This window comes from Microbacterium sp. Leaf436 (assembly GCF_001424715.1).
Lineage (GTDB): Bacteria > Actinomycetota > Actinomycetes > Actinomycetales > Microbacteriaceae > Microbacterium.
The window spans coordinates 815,909-836,827 of the sequence record NZ_LMRB01000002.1 but is presented as its reverse complement, the minus strand read 5'-3'; the positions used below and the strand labels follow the sequence as shown (position 1 = coordinate 836,827).

Annotated in this window: 19 protein-coding genes and 1 tRNA gene; 3 read left to right on the top strand and 17 right to left on the bottom strand. The window is 67.5% G+C overall.

Annotated features, from left to right (window positions below; genetic code table 11):
• Positions 1-153: 153 nt before the first annotated feature.
• The 11 genes from ASG45_RS08175 to ASG45_RS08125 form a co-directional block, all read right to left on the bottom strand.
• Positions 154-1,104 (bottom strand): manganese catalase family protein, encoded by a 951-nt coding sequence (locus ASG45_RS08175; RefSeq protein ID WP_055835337.1) that lies wholly within the window; start codon positions 1,102-1,104, stop codon positions 154-156.
• 188 nt (positions 1,105-1,292) lie between these two features.
• On the bottom strand, positions 1,293-2,636 hold the full coding sequence (locus tag ASG45_RS08170) for an NtaA/DmoA family FMN-dependent monooxygenase (RefSeq protein WP_055835334.1): 1,344 nt from the start codon (positions 2,634-2,636) through the stop codon (positions 1,293-1,295).
• On the bottom strand, positions 2,633-3,328 hold the full coding sequence (locus tag ASG45_RS08165) for a TetR/AcrR family transcriptional regulator (protein WP_055835330.1): 696 nt from the start codon (positions 3,326-3,328) through the stop codon (positions 2,633-2,635). The genes ASG45_RS08170 and ASG45_RS08165 overlap by 4 nt, the downstream gene beginning before the upstream one ends.
• A gap of 46 nt (positions 3,329-3,374) precedes the next feature.
• The gene (locus ASG45_RS08160; RefSeq protein ID WP_055835327.1) at positions 3,375-4,856 is read right to left on the bottom strand and encodes an MFS transporter; all 1,482 of its coding nucleotides are present in this window, start codon (positions 4,854-4,856) and stop codon (positions 3,375-3,377) included.
• A 131-nt stretch (positions 4,857-4,987) separates the two neighbouring features.
• Positions 4,988-5,923, bottom strand: a complete 936-nt coding sequence (locus ASG45_RS08155) for a carbohydrate kinase family protein (RefSeq protein WP_235561585.1) — start codon at positions 5,921-5,923, stop codon at positions 4,988-4,990.
• Positions 5,895-7,283, bottom strand: coding sequence for a glycoside hydrolase family 32 protein (locus ASG45_RS08150; protein ID WP_055835323.1), 1,389 nt, complete (start codon positions 7,281-7,283; stop codon positions 5,895-5,897). The genes ASG45_RS08155 and ASG45_RS08150 overlap by 29 nt, the downstream gene beginning before the upstream one ends.
• A 95-nt stretch (positions 7,284-7,378) precedes the next feature.
• A complete protein-coding gene (locus tag ASG45_RS08145; protein ID WP_055835319.1) occupies positions 7,379-8,992 on the bottom strand; it encodes an ABC transporter substrate-binding protein in 1,614 nt (537 codons plus the stop codon).
• 71 nt (positions 8,993-9,063) lie between these two features.
• Complete coding sequence (locus ASG45_RS08140) at positions 9,064-10,047, bottom strand: carbohydrate ABC transporter permease (protein WP_082516510.1); 984 nt, start codon at positions 10,045-10,047, stop codon at positions 9,064-9,066.
• A gap of 7 nt (positions 10,048-10,054) precedes the next feature.
• Positions 10,055-11,026 carry an ABC transporter permease gene (locus tag ASG45_RS08135; protein ID WP_055835316.1) on the bottom strand — a complete coding sequence of 324 codons (972 nt, stop codon included), beginning with the start codon at positions 11,024-11,026 and terminating at the stop codon, positions 10,055-10,057.
• Complete coding sequence (locus ASG45_RS08130) at positions 11,023-12,063, bottom strand: LacI family DNA-binding transcriptional regulator (RefSeq protein WP_156459408.1); 1,041 nt, start codon at positions 12,061-12,063, stop codon at positions 11,023-11,025. Before ASG45_RS08130 ends, ASG45_RS08135 begins: the two co-directional genes overlap by 4 nt.
• Before the next feature lie 403 nt (positions 12,064-12,466).
• Positions 12,467-13,644, bottom strand: a protein-coding gene (locus tag ASG45_RS08125) for an IS3 family transposase (RefSeq protein WP_442922818.1) whose coding sequence is annotated in 2 segments (ribosomal slippage) — positions 12,467-13,374 and positions 13,374-13,644 — 1,179 coding nt in all. Because the reading frame shifts where the segments join, the coding sequence is not laid out codon by codon here.
• 102 nt (positions 13,645-13,746) lie between these two features.
• Between ASG45_RS08125 and ASG45_RS15890 the strand changes: the two genes are divergently transcribed.
• A complete protein-coding gene (locus tag ASG45_RS15890) occupies positions 13,747-14,205 on the top strand; it encodes a hypothetical protein (protein WP_082516509.1) in 459 nt (152 codons plus the stop codon).
• On the opposite strand, the gene ASG45_RS08115 is transcribed toward ASG45_RS15890, so the two are convergent.
• Positions 14,168-14,244, bottom strand: a tRNA-Pro gene (locus ASG45_RS08115). The two genes, ASG45_RS15890 and ASG45_RS08115, sit on opposite strands and share 38 nt — an antisense overlap.
• Positions 14,245-14,389: 145 nt before the next feature.
• Here ASG45_RS08115 and ASG45_RS08110 point away from each other — a divergent pair.
• Both ASG45_RS08110 and ASG45_RS08105 read left to right on the top strand, forming a co-directional pair.
• The gene (locus tag ASG45_RS08110) at positions 14,390-14,968 is read left to right on the top strand and encodes a GNAT family N-acetyltransferase (RefSeq protein ID WP_055835308.1); all 579 of its coding nucleotides are present in this window, start codon (positions 14,390-14,392) and stop codon (positions 14,966-14,968) included.
• A 144-nt stretch (positions 14,969-15,112) separates the two neighbouring features.
• Entirely contained in the window at positions 15,113-15,496 is a 384-nt protein-coding gene (locus ASG45_RS08105) for an RNA-binding S4 domain-containing protein (protein WP_055835305.1), read from the top strand.
• A 327-nt stretch (positions 15,497-15,823) separates the two neighbouring features.
• Here ASG45_RS08105 and ASG45_RS08100 read toward each other — a convergent pair whose 3' ends face one another.
• The 5 genes from ASG45_RS08100 to ASG45_RS08080 form a co-directional block, all read right to left on the bottom strand.
• Complete coding sequence (locus ASG45_RS08100; protein ID WP_055835302.1) at positions 15,824-16,726, bottom strand: NUDIX domain-containing protein; 903 nt, start codon at positions 16,724-16,726, stop codon at positions 15,824-15,826.
• 134 nt (positions 16,727-16,860) lie between these two features.
• Complete coding sequence (locus ASG45_RS08095; protein WP_055835299.1) at positions 16,861-17,307, bottom strand: DUF805 domain-containing protein; 447 nt, start codon at positions 17,305-17,307, stop codon at positions 16,861-16,863.
• A gap of 196 nt (positions 17,308-17,503) precedes the next feature.
• Positions 17,504-19,027 (bottom strand): ribosome biogenesis GTPase Der, encoded by a 1,524-nt coding sequence (der, locus tag ASG45_RS08090; protein ID WP_055835296.1) that lies wholly within the window; start codon positions 19,025-19,027, stop codon positions 17,504-17,506.
• Positions 19,017-19,742, bottom strand: a complete 726-nt coding sequence (gene cmk, locus ASG45_RS08085; RefSeq protein ID WP_055835292.1) for a (d)CMP kinase — start codon at positions 19,740-19,742, stop codon at positions 19,017-19,019. The genes der and cmk overlap by 11 nt, the downstream gene beginning before the upstream one ends.
• The gene (locus ASG45_RS08080; RefSeq protein WP_055835289.1) at positions 19,735-20,868 is read right to left on the bottom strand and encodes a prephenate dehydrogenase; all 1,134 of its coding nucleotides are present in this window, start codon (positions 20,866-20,868) and stop codon (positions 19,735-19,737) included. The genes cmk and ASG45_RS08080 overlap by 8 nt, the downstream gene beginning before the upstream one ends.
• Positions 20,869-20,919 lie beyond the last annotated feature (51 nt).

Below are 20,919 nucleotides of genomic sequence, written 5' to 3'. Positions count from 1 at the left end.
CGTCGGCACCCGCCGCGACGCGGGGCACTTGACATCACGACCGTTGTGGTGGGGGTGCCTTCACGTCGCACTTCGTCGACGATGCCATCGACGTGTGCAGACGCGAAGCGCCGCACCCCCACGATCCGGGATGCGGCGCTTCGGCGGGACGCCTTACTTCATACGTCCGAAGGTCGCATCGATGTCGGCCATCTCCATCGCGGCCGTCGCCTCGATCAGCTCGCGCAGTTCGGCATCCGCTCCGGGAGAGAACTCCTCGAGACGTTCGGGCGCCACGGTCATCGGGGTGCCGACGGGTGCCTGCTCGCTGGCGTCGAGTTGGGTTCCGTCGTGAGAGGGCGAGGCGCCCTGGAAGATCTTGCCCGCCTCGGACTGGTTGCCGAGGTCGAAGGAGTACTGCTTGCTCTGCAGGCCGAGGTCGAGCAGTCGCTTCACCTCGGGGAACTGCTCGGCGTTCGTCTTCGGAATCGGCAGCGAGGTCCGCCAGTTCACCCCGAGCGTCTCGAGGGCTTTGGCGTACGCGTTCTCATGGGCCTGGTCGCGCACGATCAGGTACGCGATGGTGCTGCGCGCCATCTTGTTGTCGGTCATCTCGTACAGACGGCACTTCTGCAGCCGCCCGGTCGATTCGAGCATCAGGTTGTACAGCAGATCCAGCACGAGATTGCCCGAGTTGTACACGTAGCTTCCCGACCACGGGTTGCCCGCCGCATCCACGGGCAGCGCACCCTGAGCACCCACGAGGTAGTGGTGGATGTTGCTGTGATCCACCGCGATGCTCAGCGGAGTCGCGCCGCCGGCTCCCGGCTGATCCACCGGATCGCCCGGCTTGCCCTGATAAGCGGGAGAGCCGTCCAGAAGGCGGGCGATCGTCGTGCCGATGAGTTCGACATGGCTGATCTCCTCGGTTCCGATGCCCTGGATCAGATCCTTGTACGCCTTGCCGGACGGGCCGCGGAAGTTGATGCTCTGGAAGAGGTACTGCATCATCGTGCGCATTTCGCCGAACTGGCCGCCCAAGCCCTCTTGGAGGGCATTGGCCGCCGCCGGATCGGGCTCGTCCTGGGCGATTTCGTTGATGAATTCCTGCAGGTGGAAATACATGGCGCCTCCGAGGGGGAATGGTCCTCGAAGTGTCCGCAGCATCGGGGAGCGACGCTCCCCCCTCGCTATCGCGGGCGACGGCGGGTACGCTTCACGGCTCGCCGTCGGGGCGCCGGAGAGCACAGCGGACGGGCGCGGTGTGCCGGCGTCAGGCGCTCCGCCGGCTGGGCGTGAAGCGCGGCGGCGCACTATTCGCCGGTGACGGTCACGCGCGGGTCGAGGCCGTACTGGGCCGGCACTCCGAGGTTCTCTCGTAGTGTGCTGCCTTCGTAATCGGCGTGGTAGAGCCCTCGTCTTTGCAGGATCGGGATGACCTCGTCGACGAAGGTGTCGATGCCGTCCTCGTTCACGTCGATCGAGACCCAGAAACCGTCGCAGGCTCCGGCTTCGAACCATTCCTGCATGTGGTCCGCGGTGGCGGATGCGGGCCCGACCGGGGTCGGGTGATAGTCGATGACGCCGTGGGCGAGGATGTCGCGGATGCTCCATCCTTCGCGGGCCACCTCGAGGGCTCGTGCTGACCTCGGGTCCAAGGGGTTCGCGCTCGCGGAGGCGAGCTGGGCAGCGGTGAGCGGGCGGTCGAGCTGCTCTGCCGTCAGGGCGGCGGGCAGGCTGAGCATGGCGCTGAGGTAGGGGACGCGGTCGGCGGCGGTCAGTTCGCCCAGGGCGACACGACGGTCAAGCGCTTCGCGCTTCGTGGAGCCGATCGCGGGCATTACTCCCGCGAAGAACTTCACCTCGTCGGGGTTGCGGCCGGCCCGCCGCGCGGCGTCGCGCAGGGCTTCGCGCTGTTCTCGGGCGTCGTCGATGGTGAAGACGGCTCCGATGACGCCGCTCGCGTAGCGTCCAGCGATCTCGGCGCCGTTCGCGCCGCCGCCGGCTGAGAAGATCACGGGCTGCCCCTGCTCAGACGGGGGAAGGGGCAGGGGTCCGCGCGAGGCGACGTACTCACCCCGCAGATTGATCGGCCGGATCTTCGTGGAGTCCGCCCAACGACCCGAGGCGGTGTCCTTCACCCACGCGTCCTGTTCCCAGCTGCCCCAGAGGGCCTGGACGATCTGGATCGTCTCGTGCGCGCGCTGGTACCGCTCGGGCCGCGGGGCGATCGTCCGACCGTAGTTCGCGGCGGCGGCGGGATCACTCGTGGTGACGGCGTTCCACCCGACGCGGCCGTGGCTCATGATGTCGAGGGCTTTGAACTGGCGGGCGAGGTTGAAGGGCTCGTTGAAGGTGGTCGACCCGGTTGCGACGAGCCCGATGTGCGTTGTCTCGCGCGCGATGGCGGCCAGGGTCAACATCGGATCGAGAGTGATCATGAGGGACTCCCGGTCGAGGTCGCGGTGCTCGCCGAGGAAATCGGGGAGGAAGAGGAAGGCGAACTTGCCCCGCTCGGCGGCCCGGGCGTAGCGCACCTGGGCGTCGAAGCTGGTGTAGTTCGCCGGGTCCACGCCGGGGGCGCGCCAGGCGGATGTCTGGGACCCGTATCCGTTGCCGAGGTGCATCCCGAGGATCATCTGCGTGCGGGTGGTCATCGTTCTCTTTCAGTTCGGTTGACGGGGGCGCCGCTCTGCTGCAGCAGGGAATCGCGGGACCGGGCGACGACGTCCTCACCGACGGGCGGGTGCGAGAGTTCACTGGCGGAGGGACGGAGGCCTGCGAGGTGGATCGCCGCGTGCCGCCTCCACGCCCCCGGAGCGAGCGCGCCCGTCGTTTCGATGATGCCGCGCAACGCCCAGAACAGCAGATCGAGATCCGTCATGGCGGCATCCGTTCGGACGACTCCGTGAGCCTTGGCGTCTTCGAGGACTTCCGCGAGATGAATCCGATACTGCTGCCGCAGCGCGGTGCTGTGCTCATCGGTCCAGATCCGGGCGAGGCACCCACGGTTGGCCGACTGGACGTCTCCGAGCGCGAAGACGAACTGCTCGAGCCCTCGGCCGTCGGAGACCGTCGTCGCCTCACGAACCAGGGCGAGCACCTGCTCCATGAACTCGCGGACGAGTTCTGCGATCAACGCGTCCTTCGTGAGGAACCGTCGGTACAGGGTGCCCACCCCCACCCCCGCGACCTGGGCGACTTCCTCGACTCCGGCCTCGAGCCCGTGTTCGGCGAACACCTCCCGGGCGGCATCGAGGAGGCGTCGGCGGTTCTCGGCCGCGTCGCGCCGCAACGCGCGGGGTGTCTTCTGCTCGTGCGGCTCGCCGGATTCGGTCGAAATGGTCATTTCAGTCTCCGTCACGGTGGGGGGTGGAGCGACGCGCTCCGCGTCGCTACTCGGACTTGTCGCCGACGACGGTACCGCCCGCGACCATCGCCATCTCGCCGTGCCGCAGGGGCACGGCGGGTTCCTCCCGGTGCGAGCCGACGACGTGGCGCGTGATTCGGGGGATGAACATGCCGGCGACTCCGGCGAGGAGCATCGCGCCGGCAAGAACCAGGAAACCGGCGGTGTAGCCGGATTCCTCGGGGAATCCCCGAGACGCGCCACCGGAGGTGACGATGCTCGCCATCACCGCCGCACCGAGGGAGCCGCCGATAGTGCGGATGTTGGCGTTCATGCCGCTCGCGACTCCGGTCTGCTCGCGGGGGACGGCGTTGACGATGATGTTCGACATCGACGCGAAGGCCAGCCCGAAGCCGATCCCCGTCATCGTGGTCGCGACGATGATCTCCCACACCTCCGTGTGCGCGAGCGCCAGCATCAGCAGGCCTGCGAGGGACACGACGGTTCCGCAGACGAGCACGAAGCGTGAGCCGAACCGCTGGGCCAGTCGCCCTGCGACCAGGCCGACCAGGAACATCATCAGCGCGTTGGGCAGCAGCATCACGCCCGAGAGGGTGACAGTCGCCCCGAATCCGTAGCCGATGCTCGACGGGGTCTGCAGGAAAGTGGGCAGGAAGCCGAGCATCGCATACATCGCGACGCCGAACAGGAAGGCGACGAGGTTCGTGGTCCACACGGAGCGAATCGACATCATCCTCATGTCGATCAGGGGATTCGCGCTGCGCTTTTCGACAATCACCCAGACGACTCCGATAACGACGGCCAGGGCGAGAAGGCCGAGGACCGGGACTGAGACCCAACCCTGGACGGGCACCTGGCTGACAGCGACGAGGAGTGCGACCAGCCAGCCCGACATCAATGCAGCGGCTCCCCAGTTGATCCGGCCCGGGCTTCGCTCCGCACTCTCGGGGACGAAGAACACGGCCGCGAGGGCCGCGATGACAACCATCATCATCGGGAACCAGAACAGCCAGTGGTAGCTGAAGGCCGACACGATAGGGCCAGCGAGGACGATGCCGAACCCGGCGCCGATGGCCGAGAGCGCCGCGATCAGACCGACCGCTCCCCCGACCTTCTCACCGGGAAACTCGTCCCGAATGATCCCGAACGCGAGCGGGAGCACCCCGCCTCCCACACCCTGGATCACCCGGCCCACGATCATCACCCAGAGAGACGGCGCCAATGCGGCCAGCAGCGAGCCGAGGGCGAGGGCGATCAGCGCGATCACGAACACCCGCTTCTTGCCCGACATGTCCCCCAGACGACCCATGATCGGCGTGAAGATCGACGCCGACAGCAGATACGCCGTCAGTACCCACGTCACATCACTCTGCGTGACACCCAAGGCCTCGCCCATCGTCGGCAGCGCCGGTATGACGAGCGACTGAAGCAGTGCGAACGCCGCGACGCCCAGTGCGAGAACGAGGAACGTCACCTGGTGGTGGGTGCGCTTGGTGGATGACGACATGGGTCTCCCGTGATCAAGAGGAGTGGATACTCCGCTTACTCACTATAACCGGAATGGAGACTCCGATTGCCCGCGCAGCAGCGAGCCGCGCTCGTGAAGCTCGGAGCGCAAGAACATCGCCTCACCGAGCGTCATCGGCGACCAGGAAGGTCGTCGAGCCAAGGAAGGTCGGCACCTTTGCGCGACACGGTCATCGCCGCTGACTGCACCGCATTGCGGCCGAAGCGCTCCAGAGATTCGTCGTCGAGCCCCTGACTGCCGAAGGTCAGGACATCGAGGATGAGGGATGCCATGAACGTGTCACCGGCTCCGATGGTGTCGACAGCGTCGACCTTCACTGCGGGTATGTGCGCGACGTTGTCGGCATTGGCGACCAGTGCGCCTTCCGCCCCGAGCGTGATCGCCACGAGACGGGGGCCGAGCTGGAGAACAGAACGGAGCACCTCGTCGGCGGAGGTCGCCGGGTAGAGCCACGCTGCGTCTTCGTCGCTCATCTTCACGACGGTCGCAATCCGTGCGACAGCCTCAAACACCGCGAGTGCGGTCGCGTGCGATCCGACCAAGGCGGGCCGGATATTCGGGTCGAACGTGATCTCCTGCGCCGACGAGCGTCGCAGAAACTCTCGGACGGCGGTCGCGCCGGGCTCCATGAATGCGGCTACAGACCCGGTGTGCACGATGCGCGGCGGCGAGTCCAGGAGCGGACCGGCGGCGGCCTCCCAGGCCAGGTCGAACTCGTAGTCCGCATGCCCGTCCGACGCGATCTTCGCAATCGCCGTGGACGTCGCCCGCGCCGAGTAGGACTCGGGAAGCGTGTGCACGCCGGAGGCGGTCAGGTGACCGACGATCTTTCGTCCTCGCGCATCATCAGCGAGGTGGGTGAGCAGACCCACTGACACCCCCAGCCGGCCGAGCCCGAGCGCGACGTTAGCGGGGCTGCCGCCCACGTGCTCGGTTACCTCGGTGCCCGTGTCGACGATGTCGATGAGAGCCTCACCGATCACGAGAACCTCGAGGTCGAAAGGGGGTTCCATCCGCTCAGCCGTCCGAGTCGCGCGATTCGACACGGATGGAATCGAGCGGAGAGGCGGGAAACACCTGCTCAGTGAAGGTGACCAGACCATCCCCCGCATAGATCTCGACGATCATCGCATCGACGATGATCCTCAGATCCAGGACAGTGTCGAATGCGGCGGGAATCGGAGCCCAGTCGACCGATGGGTACTCGGCGTGGAAGTCGGTCGCGCCGCTCTGCGTCCGGTCGCAGGTGATGCTGCGGTCTTCGCCGTCGACGGTGATCACGAGTCGATCGCCCGCCTCGCTGGAGAGTACGACGGCGTTTCGGTCACCCGGTGCGCACGGCACGCTCAGCGCGAAGTCCGTGAGCCCCGCCTGATCGAGTGGCAGCACCGGCCGCTGGACGAGTCGGAGCCTGCCCTCAGCGGTCCGGACGAGCGTCACCTCTCGCACGAGCGACATCGCAGAGCGCCACGGATGCGTCGGAGTCTCGTTCGCGTAGTCCCAGTTGCTCGCCCAGCCGATCATGAGCCGTCGACCGTCTGGCACGTTGTTGAACGATACGGCGGCGTAGTAGTCGCGCCCGTAGTCGAGCCAGTCGTAGTCCTTGGGGTCGGTCGAGTCGGTCACTCCGTCCGCCGTGAAGGTGAACCCGTCGAAGTCCCCGACGAAGTACTGGGTTCCCGAACCGCCCGCGATGCCGCCGGGGTTCATGCTGACCACGAGCACCCACCGTGTCTCGTCGCTCTCGCCGATCCTCAACGGGAAGAGGTCGGGGCACTCCCACACGCCTCCGACCGCGTGCGCAGGCCCGAAGTGCGATGCGTACGTCCACGTGATGAGGTCGGGAGACGTGTAGAGCACCACGCGCCGCTCGACAGCCTCGACGGCGACCATCACCCAATGACCGTCGTCGCCCCCGTGCCAGAACACCTTCGGGTCACGGAACTCGGCGGATCCGATGTCGAGTACCGGATTGCCCGCGTACCGCGTCCAGGTCGCTCCGTCATCGAGGCTGAAGGCGAGGGACTGGGCTTGGGATGCCGGTGCGTCGCCCCGCGGCGGACGGGCACTCGTGTAGACAGCCACCAGGGCGCACTGACCCGGTCCTGCGAACCCCGCCGTGTTGCGCTCATCCACCACGGCACTTCCGGAGAACGCCATCTCATCGGCCGTGGCCGGGATAGCGATACCGTGCTCTTCCCAGGTCACGAGGTCGAGCGAGGTCGCGTGCCCCCAGGAGATGTTCCCCCAGGTGCTCCCGTGCGGGTTGTTCTGGAAGAACAGGTGGTACTGCCCTTCGTGGAACAGAAGGCCGTTCGGGTCGTTCAGCCACGAGCTCTCCGCGGTGAAGTGCGCCGTGGGCCGCACGGAGAGGCTGTCGGGTGTGGTGGTCGAGGACGTGGTCACGGGGGTGCTCCTGGCGTGGTCGAGGCGATGCGGCGGCCGGTCGGGATGAATCGCGCGGGCGGGCGGATTTCGGGGCCCGCCCGCGCGAGAGACGGTTACTTGCCGCCCTGCTGGAACCGGTCGTAGGCCTGCTGGTACGTGGCGACGACATCGTCGACGCCGAGTGTCTGCAGCTGCGAGACGTATGCGTCCCACTCACCGTCGATCGTGCCGTTCACGATCCATGAAGCGAACTTCTCCTTGACGAGTGTGTTGATGTCCGTGTTCGCGAGAGAGACCTGGTCGAGCTCCTCGTTCGAGAGCATGACGGGCGGGTAGGCCTCGTTCGCCTGGAACGGTGCGTAGAACTCGGCGACGAGATCCTGACGTTCCTTCGCTCGCGGCTCCGGCGCGACGACGCTCACGAAGTCCTCCGCGGTCGTGATCTTGGGTCCGCCGGGGGCGACGCGCTGACGTCGTTCTCCCTCGGACTCGCCCGCTCCGGCCGGGATCTGCACCAGGATGCCGTTCGCGTCCTCCTCGAGCGTGACGCCGATGGGACCCCAGTTCGACTGGGCCGACATCGCGGGCTCGAAGAGCCGATCCGCCCAGCGGACGGTCGCCGCCGGGTACTCGTTGGCGCTGGTGATGGCCATCGCCCCGCGGGCGATCTCCTGGTTGTTGGCGACGCTCGCAAGCTTCTGCCCGTCCACGCCCTCGAGGATGCCGAGGAGAGCGTAGTCGCCGACCCGGTCTTCACCGACCATCTCCTTCGCCTCCCACCAGAAGAACGACCCGAGGATCGGCGTGCCCGACTTCCCCTTGGAGAGGTACGCGACGTCGTCCTGCGAGAACGACTCGGGATCGATGAGCCCGTCGGCGTACCAGTCGCCGAGCGCGTTCACGCCGTCCTTGTAGCCGTCGGTGTTGGCCGTGAACTGCACCTCGTCATCACGCACGATGCGGTGATCGTTGTTCTCCGGCTGCCCGCCGAGAGCGGCGATCAGGTCGTTGGGGTTGGCGCAGAACGAGTCCGTGCGAAACGAGAGGGGAATCTCGTCTGCGGCGCCGTTGCCGTTCGGATCCTGCGTCTTGAAGGCCTCGAGCGCGGCGTGGTACTCCTCGATCGTGGTCGGCATCGGCAATCCGAGCGCGCGCAGCCACGCGGTGTTGATGTAGAGGAAGTTCGGGTACTGCACGAGCCCGAGCTCTTCGACGGACGGGAGCGTGTAGATGTGCCCGTCTGACGCGGTGATCGCCGCGCGGATGTCAGGTCGCGCGTCGAGGATGCCGGTGAGGGTCGGGGCGTACTCGGCGATGAGGTCTTCCAACGGAAGGAGCGTGCCGTTGCTGCCGTTCTGCACGATCTCGGCATCCGAGAGTCCCGAGTTGAACAGGACGTCGGGAAGGTCACCGCTGGCCAGCATCAGGTTCTTCTTCTCGGCGTACACCTGATCGGGAAGGTTCTCCCATTCGATCGCGATGTTGGTGTCGGCCTCCCACTGCTGCACGAGTTCCATCTCGGAGTAGTCGGGCGCCAGCGGCGTCTTGCTGCCGCCGAAGGTGAGCGAGAGGGTGTCGTCGACGATGGGGAGCCCCTCCTCGTTGAAGCCGAAGTCGGCGGACTTGTCGACGATCTCGGTGTCGGCTCCCCCGGCGGAGCAGCCGGCGAGGAGAACGGCGCCGGTGAGGGCGAAGGCGGATGCGGTGAGGAAACGACGGTGTCTCATGGTGTTCTTCCTTGTCGGGTGAGGGAACGGTGTGAAGGGACGGCGGGCAGCGGTAAGCGAGCGGGACACGATCAGCTCTTCACCGCGCCGAGGAGGGCGCCCTTGGTGAAGTGCTTCTGCATGAAGGGGAGGACGATCAGGAGGGGGATCGTGGAGACGACGATCATTCCGTACTTGATCAGCTCCCCCAGGCGCTGAGCTGCGGCATACGAGTCCAGAGCCCCTGTGCCACCGGCGGAGTTCACCTCCGACTGGATCAGTACGTTGCGCAGCACCAGCTGGAGCGGGTACTTGCTCTCGTCGTTGAGGAAGATCAGCGCGTCGAAGAACGCGTTCCAGTTGGCGACGAGGTGGATCATGATCATCAGGAAGATCAGGGGCTTGGAGAGCGGAAGCACGATCTGAAGGAAGAACCGGAAGTCGTTGGCGCCGTCGAGCTGCGCCGCCTCCCGCAGCTCGGCCGGCACATTGTTCTCGAAGAACGCCCGGGCGATGATGAGGTTCCAGACGCCGATGGCCCCGGGCAGCACGATCGCCCAGATGGTGTCGAGCATGCCCAGGTCTCGAACGACCAGGTAGCGGGCGATGAGGCCGCCGTCGATGAACATCGTGATGATGAACAGCAGCATGAAGAACGTTCGGCCGTAGAGATCCTTGCGTGAGAGCGCATAGGCGGCGCAGAGGATGGCGACCACGCTGATCCCCGTGCCGAGAACCGTGTACAACACGGAGTTGCCGAAGGCCCGGATGATCGTCGAGTCGGAGAAGATCCGCGCGTACCCCTCGAGCGTGAATCCCTGCGGCCACAGCCAGACGTTGCCGTTGAGGATCTCGGAGGGCTCGCTGACCGACGCGATCACGATGAAGTACAGCGGGTAGAGGATGACGACGATGGCCAGGAGCAGCATCCCGATCGCCACGACGTTGAAGATCGGGTCGGCGGCGCGGTCGCGCCAGCGGCCGCTGCGGGGCAATGGACGACGCGAGCGCCGTGGCGAGCCGTCGGAGGAAGGCACGGATGCCGCGGTCTTCGAGGCGGGAATCGTGTGTGTCATGGCGTCATCACCAAAGGGTCGATTGTCCGGCCCGCTTGGCGATCCAGTTGAAGGTCAGCAGCAGGACGAGGTTGATCAGGGAGTTGAACAGGCCGATTGCGGCGGAGTAGCTGAACTGCGCTTGCTGCAGTCCGATCTTGTAGACGTAGGTCTGGATGACTTCGGAGGTCGGGAGGTTCAGGTCGGTCTGCATGAGCAGCACCTTCTCGAATCCGAGGTTGAAGAGATTGCCGATGGCGAGGATGAACAGGATCGTGATCACCGGCATGATGCCGGGGATGTCGATGTGACGGATGCGCTGCCACTTGTTCGCCCCGTCGACGCGTGCGGCCTCGTGCAGCGAAGGATCGATCGCGGTGAGCGCCGCGAGGTACACGATCATCGAGAACCCGGCCGTCTGCCAGATGTCCGAGCCGATGTACAGCGGTCGGAACCAATCGGGCGAGCCCATGAAGAAGACCGGTTCGCCGCCGAAGGCGACGATGGCGTTGTTCACGATGCCCGACCGCGGCGAGAAGAGAAGGAAGATCATTCCGACGACGACGACGACCGAGATGAACGAGGGCGCATACAGCACCGTCTGCGTGAACTTCTTGAATCGCGCGCTCTGCAGTTGGTTGACCACGAGAGCCAGGATGATCGGCACGGGGAACGCGATGAGCAGTCCGAGCGAGTTCACCGTCAGGGTGTTCACGATCAGGCGTTCGAACTGGAACGAGCCGATGAAGCGGACGAAGTGCTCGAGCCCGACCCATGGGCTGCCGCCGAAGCCGAGTGCGGGGTTGTAGTCGCGGAAGGCGATCTGTGCTCCGTACATCGGCCAGTACTTGAAGATCACGATGTAGAGCACGGCCGGCGCAAGTAGTACGTATAACTGCCAAGAGTGGAGGGCGCGGCGAGCCGCGAGACGGAGCCGGCCCTTCTTCTGCGGTGGCGTGATCTTCGCCGCCTCGGCCTGGGGTGGGGATTCGATGGTCATGCGCGCACCTTTGCACTCGTCACAGACCCGCGCAGGATCAGTGAGCATTCGACGGACGTGTGAGGGGGGTTGTCGGGGGCATCGCTGAGGAGGATGCCGAGGGCTTGCCGCGCCATCTGCTCGTAGGGCAGCTCGACGGTGGTCAATCCGGGGTCGAGGAACGGGGCCAGCATGTCGTGATTGTCGAACCCGACGATCGAGCAGTCCTCGCCGACCCGCATACCTCGAGATTCCAGCGCGCGATACGCGCCCCACGCGGTGCGGTCGTTGCCGCAGAAGATCGCCGTGGGGGGATCTGCCTCTGCGAGGAGATCGAGAGTGAAGGAGAACCCGTCTTCGACGACGCCCGTCCCGCTTCGGATCAGGCGGGGGTCATCGGCGATACCCGCCGCGGCGAGCGCGCGACGGTAGCCCGCGAGACGACCGATACCGGCCGGAAGGTCGCTCTCGGGGGGTTGGATGTTGATCATCGCGATGCGGGTGTGCCCCGCGTCGATGAGGTGGCGGGTCGCCGCATAGCCACCGCCCTCTTCGTCGGGGAAGACGCTCGGCACGCCACCGGCGCGATCCTGCGCGTTGACGACCACGGTCGGGATCGCCTGCAGCTCGGCGGGGACGTCGACGGCGCGGTGGTACATCGACGCGTAGACGACTCCCTTGACCCGATACGACAGCATCATGTCGATCGCAGCCGCTTCCAGGTTGGGGTCGTTGAACGTATCCACGCTCAGGATGACGTTCCCCGACTCCCACGCTCGAAGCTGGGCGCCCTTCAAGAGGCGGCCGGCGAACGGCGAGCTCGCCACCTCGTCGGAGATGAAACCGATCATGCCCGACTCGCCGCTTCGCAGTGACTTCGCGAACGCGTTGGTGCGATAGCCGAGTTCGACGACCGCGTTCATCACCCGCTCGCGAGTGGCGTCATTGACGCGACTTCCGCCGACGTTGTTCAGCACGAGAGAGACCGTGGCTTGCGAGACGCCCGCACGCTCAGCAACCTGCCACATCGTGGCCGTCTGTCGCTTCCTGCCCGCCATCTCATCACTTCCTCGTGACCGGTTAATCGTATGACTGGATGTTATTGGACCGAGGAAGAATCTGTCAAGGCTCATGTTCGACATCGAGCGCGGCGGTCGCTGCGCCGAGCAGGCCAGCTCAGCGAACCGAGAATGGGACACACGCGGGCATGCTGGGACGCCGATGCCTCCGCTCCCCGCTCTTCCGCATCGGGAGCGTCGAACCGGGCGCGGCGTCCCGACTGTGTTGCGGTGCGTGACAGCCCTCCGGCTGCAACCTCGCGACACAACGCGCCTCAGACGGCACGCGTGCGCGTGACCTCGTGAACTCCGACGATGACGCCCCGGCGAGAAAATAACTTCTCACCGGGTCTTTCTGTCGGGATGACAGGGGCGTGAGGAACGAACTGGTGACAGGTTCGGTTTAGGCCGCGAGTGTGAGCGGCTCGGTCAGCTTGGCTTCGAACTCGGTGGGCGTCAAGCCGCCGAGGGTGTCCTGTGCTCGCTGTCGGTGATACTTCCGCTCGATCCATACGACGATTGCGAGCCGCAGCTCCTTCCGTGTGGCCCACCGGTGCTGGTTGAGTACGTTCGTCTGCAACAGGGACCGGAACGACTCCATGGCGGCGTTGTCGCCTGCTGCGCCGACTCTTCCCATCGATCCGACCATGTCGTGGCGGCGCAACTCACGGGCCATCGCCCTGCTCCGAAACTGGCTGCCCCTATCGGCGTGCAGGATGCACCCGGCGACCTCACCGCGGCGCGCGATGGCGTTTCGGACGGCGTTGACGGCGAGCTTCGCGGTCATCCGATCCGAGATCGAGTAGCCGACGATGCGGTTGGAGAACACGTCCTTGATCGGGCAGCAGTAGAGCTTGCCTTCGCTCGTCCAGTGCTCCGTGATGTCCGTGAGCCAGAGCCGGTTCGGGGCGTCAGCGCGGAACACGCGTTGCACGTGGTCGTCGAACACGGGCGGGCCGGCCTTCTTGCCCTTCCCGCGGCGCCGGCGTTGCGCGGACGACAGGATTCCGGATTGCGAGCACAGCTTCCACGCCGTCCGCCGGCTCATCCGCCACCCCGCCCGGCGAGCCTCGTCGGCGAGGTATCGGTAACCGAACGTCGGGTCGTCGTGATGCGCGTCATGCAGCGCATTTGTCCGATACGCACGCAACACGTCCGCGTCACGGACGGGGTTGTTGCGCCACCGGTAGTAGGGCTGGCGGGCGAGCTTGAGAACCCGGCACGACACCGTCACGGGAATCCCCGCATCGGCGAGCTCAGCAACGAGCGGGTACGTCATTTTGGGGAGCCACCGAGTTTCAGGTTCGCCTACGACAGATACGCCGCCGCACGGCGAAGGACCTCGTTCTCCTGCTCGAGCAGGCGGATCCGTTTCTTCAGCTCCCGCGCCTCGGCGGCATCGGCTGCGGTCTGACCGGGACGGTTGCCGTCTTCGACGTCGGCTTGGCGGAGCCAGTTCTGCAGCGTCGCTTCGCTGATCCCGAAATCAGTGGCGATCTGTTTGATGGTGACGCCGCTCTCGCGGCGACGAGCAACCGCGACAACGTCTTCACGGAACTCTCTGGGATAAGGACCGGGCATGATGACATCCTCCCCGCCAGCGCCTACCAGCACTAACGATCAGTTGTCACCGATCCGTTCCTTACGCCCGACCGCCTGATCGAACTCGCTGCGGACGGCGCGATGGCAATCGACAAGTTGCGCGAACGGCTCGAGCAGGTCTCTCTGAAGAAGGGAGTCATCGAGGAGAAGCTTGTGCAGACGCAGGAGCGACTCAACTACGGCGCCGAGCTAGTCCTCGCCTACGTCGACATGCTGGCGAACCCGATCGAGCTTTACAACCGAGTGCCGGACCATGTCCGTCGCGATCTGCTCGGCGCGATGTTCACTCAGCTCGTCGTGCAAGTTGACGACGACGCCCTTGTCATCGATGACGAACGCACCGAAGTGAACGGTGCCCTCCACGCCTGGAACGCGCAGCGCCAGATCACTGACCCGCGGACTGAGGCGCCAACAAAAAAGAGAATCCCTCGCATTTCTGCGAGGGATTCTCTTTCGACCTCCGAGAAGGTCCCTTTGCCTAAAGGTTGGAACATTCTCAATATGGTCGGGATGACAGGATTTGAACCTGCGACCCCTTGACCCCCAGTCAAGTGCGCTACCAAGCTGCGCCACATCCCGTTACCCGCGAGCGGGCAACTCCCCTATATTAGCCCCTCCCCGACCCCGCCGCGAACCAGCGCACGCCCCGGGCGTGTGGGGCTCGGCGGCCCGTTCTTGCGCGCGAAGGATTGTCGATGTTGGAGCCCCTCGCTACCGTCGCGTCATGACCATCGAGATCCTCCCCGCGACCGGCGACCGCTTCGACGACGCCGAGACGGCACTCGACAGCGGTGACGGCCCCGAGTGCCAATGCCAGTGGTGGCTGCTGCCGAACGGCCCCTGGAAAGAGGCGTCCGTCGAGCAGCGCACCGAGCTGTTTCGCGCCGAGCTCGACGGGCCGCGCCCGCCGGGCCTCATCGCCTACGTCGACGGCGAGCCCGCGGGATGGGTGCGCGTCGGCCCCCGTGTCGCGCAGCCCCGTCTGCTGCGCACGCGCGACGTGACCTCGTCGACCGCCGAGCCCTTCGACGCCGATGACGTCTGGGCGGTCTCGTGCTTCGTCGTGCGCACGCAGCACCGCGGGCGGGGCCTCGCGGCGAAGCTGCTGGATGCCGCGATCTCCACCGCCCGAGAAGCCGGCGCCCGGGTGGTCGAGGGGTATCCCCTCGACCCGAAAGCGGCGAAGCGCTCGTCGAACCAGCTCTTCCGCGGCACGGTGTCGGTGTTCGAAGACGCGGGGTTCACCATCGTCGACCGGCCGAAGCCCGACCGCGCGCTCGTCTCGCTCACCCTGCGGGACTGACCCGCGCGGTCACGCCACGGCCCGAGCCCGTGTGAGCCCCCGCGCCGTACGCCAGCAGCACCGACCCGTGTCGGTAACGGCGCCCGAGACGCCCACCCGCAGCACCCCACTTACGATGGGAGTTCCCCCGACGAGAGACCCGACATGACCGACGCCCCCACCAGCGCCCGCGTCGACGCGTGGCTGTGGGCGGTGCGCGTCTATAAGACCCGGTCGGCCGCGACGTCCGCCTGCCGCGCGGGTCACGTGCGCGTCAACGGCGACCGAGCCAAGGCGGCGCAGCCGGTGCGTCCGGGCGACGAGTTGCGCGTGCGCGTTCAGGGCTTCGACCGCATCCTGGTGGTGAAGAAGACCATCGCCAAGCGCGTGGGAGCAGCCCTCGTCGCCGAGTCGGTCGACGACCGCACTCCCCCACCGCCCCCGCGCGAGAGCGTGCCGTTCGTTCCCGTCCGCGACCGGGGAGCCGGTCGGCCGACCAAGCGTGATCGTCGCGACATCGAGAAACTGCGCGGCCGAGACGGCGAGTGAGGCATCAGCCGCCACGACCCGGCGGTCGCAACCCCGCGCACATCCTCCGCGATGCGCACAACTTCCGCCACCCACGCCTGAATCGCACAGAGGTTGCGCGCATCGCTGAGCGTGCGCCGCGCCACGACCCCACCGCCGCGCCGCACCGAACCAGCCACACACACGACCCGGCGGTCGCAACCCCGCGCACAACCTCCGCGATGCGCACAACCTCAGCCACCCACCCCTGAATCGCACAGAGGTTGCGCGCATCGCTGAGCGTGCGCCGCGCCACGACCCCAGCGACAACCCCGCAGCGCCGAAAACGAGCCCGACGCACGCGCGAGCTCAGTCCAACTGCTCCAGCAGCCACCGCGTGCCCTGTACGACGGCGCCAATCTCCTGCACCCGCGCCGCGAGGCCCCGATCGCTCGTCACGACGATCACCGGGCTGTGCAGCGCGACCAGCTCGCGTGTGACGGCGACGATCTCATCGTCGCCGGAGCCTTCGGCGATACGCACCGAGACCCCCGCCTCGTCGACGGTGGCGGAGCGCGCCTGACCCTCCAGCACCGCGGTGACCGGCGGGAACCAGCGCGTCGCCGAGAGGCCGAGGGTGTCGGCATCCATTCCCGCCACAGCCCTCGCCGAGACGCGCGCGAGCAGTCGCGATGCTGCTCCCGCGCGATTCTTCCACCAGCCGTCGGGCACCGACCCGACGACGTTGGCGACGTCGACGACCACCGCGGGGCGCGTCGACAGCGCGGTGCGCAGCGCGGGCCACGCCGAGGCGAAGCCCGGATGCAGGGGCAGCGCGTCGACCCGGTCGACGGCGACCCACTCGAGGGCCACGCTCTCGGGGTCGCTGATCACGGGCTCGAACGGCACCGTGACGTCGGCGACGAGGGTCGAGTACGACCAGATCCCGAGGTCGAGGACGCTCTCGAAACGTGCCCGCACGGCATCCGCCGGCACTCCGGCCTCTTCGCCCGACTCGCGCAGGGCGCCGTCGAGGGCCGATTCGTTCTCGTGGCGCGCACCCCCGGGCAGAGCCCAGGTGTCGCCGAAGTGACTCCACGAGACCCGGTGCTGCAGCAGCACGCCCCGCCGCGGATCGAGCGCAAGCAGACCCGCCGCGCCGAAACGACCCCAGTACTTCTCGCCCGTCGGGGCGACCACCCAGGCATCGCCGGGGTCGCGGGGCCCATGCGGGCGCCGCGGTTCGCCCGGGGCGGGAGGCTGGATCGTCATCCTCCCCAGCCTGACACACCCCGGCCGCGCGTGGACCCTCGGTCGTCATACGGCGCCGTCATCGGCCGGCGTTCCTCCGCAAACGCCACGCGCCCCGGCTCCACGAGGGAACCGGGGCGCGATGAGAGCGAGGATCAGCGGTCGAAGCGCGCACCCTCGGGCTTCGGGCCCATCAGCATGAACACGAAGAGCACGATGCCACCGACCAGCGGAACCAGACCGATGAAGATCCAGAAGCCGCTCTTGTCGGAGTCGTGCAGGCGACGCACGACCAGGGCCAGGTACGGCACGATCGTCGCGAGCGACCAGATGATGTAGACGATGTAGAAGACGAGGCCGACGCCCGAGGGAGTGGCCATCATTCCGTACTCGTCGACCGTGCCGGCGCCGCCGGTGGCCGCGGCGAGCACGTTCAGGACGCCGCCGACGATGAACATAACCAGCACCCACCACCAGAACTCGCTGCGGCTGGCGCGGCCCGAGAAGGTGGCGTACTTCTTGAAGAAGCGCTTGACGGCGGCGCCGATCGGCGCCCCGTAGTACGGCTGAGCCAGAGGCGGCTCGATCGTGGAATTGCTCATGGTTCCCCCAGGCTGAAGTTTCGATCACGACGGTGCGGGCGGGTATTGCACCGCCGCGAATGAACCTTATCGAACCTGAGTGTTGGCTGTGCACACGACACATGTGTGCTGTATGCCTCTCCCGTGTGCCCAGGCCATGCCCGCAGACGACGAATGCCCCGATCCCTCGCGGGGACCGGGGCATTCGACACGCGCGTCAGCGCTGGCGCTTCTCGCGGATACGCATGTTCAGCACGATCGGGGTGCCGTCGAAGCCGTAGATCTCGCGCAGGCGACGCTGGATGAAGCGGCGGTAGCCCGGGTCGAGGAATCCGGTCGTGAACAGCACGAATGTCGGCGGACGCGTCGCCGCCTGGGTGCCGAACAGGATGCGGGGCTGCTTGCCGCCGCGCAGCGGGTGCGGGTGCTCGGCCACGAGCTCCGACAGGAACGCGTTGAACTTGCCGGTCGGAATGCGGGTGTCCCACGATTCCAGCGCCGTCTCGAGCGCCGGCACCAGCTTGTCGAGGTGGCGGCCGGTGCGGGCCGAGATGTTCACGCGCGGGGCCCACGCGACGTGCGCGAGGTCCTGCTCGATCTCGCGCTCGAGGTACCGACGACGGTCCTGGTTCTCCATGTCGTCGTCGTTCAGACGGTCCCACTTGTTGAACGCCAGCACGAGCGCGCGGCCCGATTCGAGCACCAGGTCGATGATGTTCAGGTCCTGCACGCTGATCGGCTGCGAGACGTCGATCACGACGACCGCGACCTCCGACTTCTCCAGCGCCGTCGAGGTGCGCAGCGACGCGTAGAAGTCGGCACCCTGCTGAAGGTGCACGCGACGACGGATGCCGGCGGTGTCGACCAGCGTCCAGAGCTTGCCGCCGAGCTCGACGACCTCGTCGACGGGGTCGCGAGTGGTGCCCGCGAGCTCGTTGACGACGACGCGCTCTTCGCCCGCCGCCTTGTTGAGCAGCGAGGACTTGCCGACGTTGGGGCGTCCGAGGATCGCGACGCGACGCGGGCCGCCGATCTCGTACCGTGCCACGGCCGAGACCTCGGGAAGCACCTTCATGATCTCGTCGAGCAGGTCGGCCACGCCGCGGCCGTGAATGGCCGAGACGGGGTGCGGCTCGCCCAGGCCGAGGTTCCAGAGGGCGGCGGCCTCGGGCTCGTGGCGGGCGTCGTCGACCTTGTTCGCGATGAGGAACACCGGCTTGCCGCTCTTGCGCAGCAGCTTCACGACGTGCTCGTCGGTCGAAGTCGCCCCCACCGTGGCATCCACCACGAACAGCACGATGTCGGCGAGGTCGATCGCGACCTCGGCCTGAGCTGCCACCGAACGGTCGATGCCGCGCGCGTCGGGCTCCCACCCGCCGGTGTCGACGAGCGAGAACCGCCGGTCGAGCCACTCGGCCTTGTAGGTGACGCGGTCGCGGGTGACACCGGGAGTGTCCTCGACGACCGCCTCCCGGCGCCCGAGGATGCGGTTCACCAACGCCGACTTGCCGACGTTCGGCCGGCCGACGATCGCGACGACCGGCAGCGCCGGCAGGAACTCGATGGCTCCTTCGCCCGACGCGAGGCCCGCGAGCAGCGCGGCATCCTCTTCGTCGAGGTCGAAATCCTCGAGTCCCGCGCGCAACGCTTCGGCCCGCTGTTCGGCGAGCACCTCGTCGAGCTGCTCCATCTTTTCGGCGAGCTGGTCGGGCCCGCCTTCGTACTCGTCTTCAACGCCCATCGCGGGCTCCCATCGTGGAGTCGACGACGCTCAGCACGGCGTCGACGGTCTGTTCGAAATCGAGGTGGGTCGAATCGACGACCTGCACGCCGGGGGCGGCGGTGAGGAAGTCGACGACCGTGGAATCTGCGGCGTCGCGCTGGTACAGAGCTGCGGCGACCTTGGCGGCGTCGTGCCCTGTCAGCTCGGCGCTGCGACGCGCGGCGCGCACCTCGGGCGCCGCGGTCAGAAGAATGCGCACGGGCGCGTCGGGGAACACGACCGTGGTGATGTCGCGGCCCTCGACGACGACGCCGCGAAGACCCGCGGATGCCACGAGCCGGCGGAACAGCTCGTTCACCGCGTGCCGCACGGTGGCCACCCGCGCGACGCCGCTGACGGCGTCGGTCACGCGGGGTTCGCGGATCGCGGCGGTCACGTCGGTGCCACCGACGCGCACCCAGCGGTCGGACGCGTCGAGCGAGATCGCGTAGTCGAAGTCGCCGAACACCTCGACCACGGCCGTGGCGTCGGAGGTGTCGATCCCGTGCTGCAGCGCGTGCCAGGCGAGCGCGCGGTAGGCGGCGCCGGTGTCGAGGAAGCCGTACCCGAGGCGGGTCGCGGTGGCCTTCGACACGCTCGACTTCCCGCTGCCGGCCGGGCCGTCGACGGCCACGACGACGGGAGCTGCTGCTCCCGCGGGCGTCGTGGTCAGCGAGGGGGTGGAGTCAGTCATGGGTGGTGCTCGCAATCCGCCATCCGCGCTGCTGGAGTCCGTCGACGGCCCGGCGGACCGCGTCGGGGACGACGCTGATCTCGGCCAAGCCGAAGGGGGCACCGGGCGAGTGCTCGAGGCGTAGGTCTTCGACGTTGACGTCGAGGTCACCGAGTTCGCCGAACAGGCGACCCAGCTGGCCGGAGGTGTCGTCGACCATGACGACAAAAGTATCGAAACGGCGGTTCTGGCCGTGCTTGCCGGGCAGGCGTTCGACGCCCTCGTTGCCGCGGCGGATCGTGTCGGCGACCGTGCGGCGGGCTCCCGGCACGTCGGGGTCGCGCAGGGCGTCGGCGACGTCGCCGAGGTCGGCGGCGAGCTGATCGAGCACCTCGACCACGGGGGCGGCGTTCGCGCCGAGGATCTGCACCCACAGCTCGGGGGCCGACGCCGCGATGCGTGTCGTGTCGCGCACGCCCTGGCCCGCGAGCCGCAGCGAGCCGTCGGGGGCCTCGATGAACCGCCCGGCGAGCAGGCTCGCCACCAGCTGCGGCACGTGCGACATGAGCGCGACGGACTCGTCGTGCTCTTCGGGCGTCATCTCGATGAGCGTCGCGCCGAGGTCGAGCGCGAGCCCTTCGACGAGCGACAGGTCGTGAGCCGAGGTCTCGCCGTCGCGGCAGACCACCCACGGACGCCCCACGAAGATGTCGGCGCGGGCCGAGATGGCTCCCCCGCGCTCGCGCCCGGCCATGGGGTGCGAGCCGATGTAGTGCGTGAGGTCGACGCCGCGCTCGCGCAGGGTGCGCAGCGGCTCGAGCTTCACGCTCGCGACGTCGGTGATCACGGCATCGGGGAACGCCGCGAGCTCGCGCTGCACGACGTCGGCGACGACGTCGGGAGGCGTGGCGACGACGATGAGCGAGGGCGCGTCATCGGCGCGCTCGGCGCGGCCGGCGCCGTAGTCGATGGCCAGACGCAGCTGCGACGGAGACGCGTCGACGAGCACGACGTCGACGCCGCGGGCCGTGAGCGCGTGACCGATGCTCGCGCCGAGGAGTCCGGAGCCGACGATGCGGACGGTGCCGCTCGTGCGGGTCGCCAAAGGCCCGGCCGCGCGCGCGGACGTTTCCTTCGGTTCGGTCATCGGGTCTCCTGCTGCCCTGGGCGGCGCCGCTCGCACCGCGAGACGCGCCGC

Coding starts and splice junctions, on each gene's coding strand:
- ASG45_RS08175 (WP_055835337.1), bottom strand. CDS start 1,104: ATGTATTTCCACCTGCAGGAATTCATCAACGAAATCGCCCAGGACGAG.
- ASG45_RS08170 (WP_055835334.1), bottom strand. CDS start 2,636: ATGACCACCCGCACGCAGATGATCCTCGGGATGCACCTCGGCAACGGA.
- ASG45_RS08165 (WP_055835330.1), bottom strand. CDS start 3,328: ATGACCATTTCGACCGAATCCGGCGAGCCGCACGAGCAGAAGACACCC.
- ASG45_RS08160 (WP_055835327.1), bottom strand. CDS start 4,856: ATGTCGTCATCCACCAAGCGCACCCACCACCAGGTGACGTTCCTCGTT.
- ASG45_RS08145 (WP_055835319.1), bottom strand. CDS start 8,992: ATGAGACACCGTCGTTTCCTCACCGCATCCGCCTTCGCCCTCACCGGC.
- ASG45_RS08140 (WP_082516510.1), bottom strand. CDS start 10,047: ATGACACACACGATTCCCGCCTCGAAGACCGCGGCATCCGTGCCTTCC.
- ASG45_RS08135 (WP_055835316.1), bottom strand. CDS start 11,026: ATGACCATCGAATCCCCACCCCAGGCCGAGGCGGCGAAGATCACGCCA.
- ASG45_RS08130 (WP_156459408.1), bottom strand. CDS start 12,063: ATGGCGGGCAGGAAGCGACAGACGGCCACGATGTGGCAGGTTGCTGAG.
- ASG45_RS15890 (WP_082516509.1), top strand. CDS start 13,747: ATGGCAATCGACAAGTTGCGCGAACGGCTCGAGCAGGTCTCTCTGAAG.
- ASG45_RS08110 (WP_055835308.1), top strand. CDS start 14,390: ATGACCATCGAGATCCTCCCCGCGACCGGCGACCGCTTCGACGACGCC.
- ASG45_RS08105 (WP_055835305.1), top strand. CDS start 15,113: ATGACCGACGCCCCCACCAGCGCCCGCGTCGACGCGTGGCTGTGGGCG.
- ASG45_RS08100 (WP_055835302.1), bottom strand. CDS start 16,726: ATGACGATCCAGCCTCCCGCCCCGGGCGAACCGCGGCGCCCGCATGGG.
- ASG45_RS08095 (WP_055835299.1), bottom strand. CDS start 17,307: ATGAGCAATTCCACGATCGAGCCGCCTCTGGCTCAGCCGTACTACGGG.
- der (WP_055835296.1), bottom strand. CDS start 19,027: ATGGGCGTTGAAGACGAGTACGAAGGCGGGCCCGACCAGCTCGCCGAA.
- cmk (WP_055835292.1), bottom strand. CDS start 19,742: ATGACTGACTCCACCCCCTCGCTGACCACGACGCCCGCGGGAGCAGCA.
- ASG45_RS08080 (WP_055835289.1), bottom strand. CDS start 20,868: ATGACCGAACCGAAGGAAACGTCCGCGCGCGCGGCCGGGCCTTTGGCG.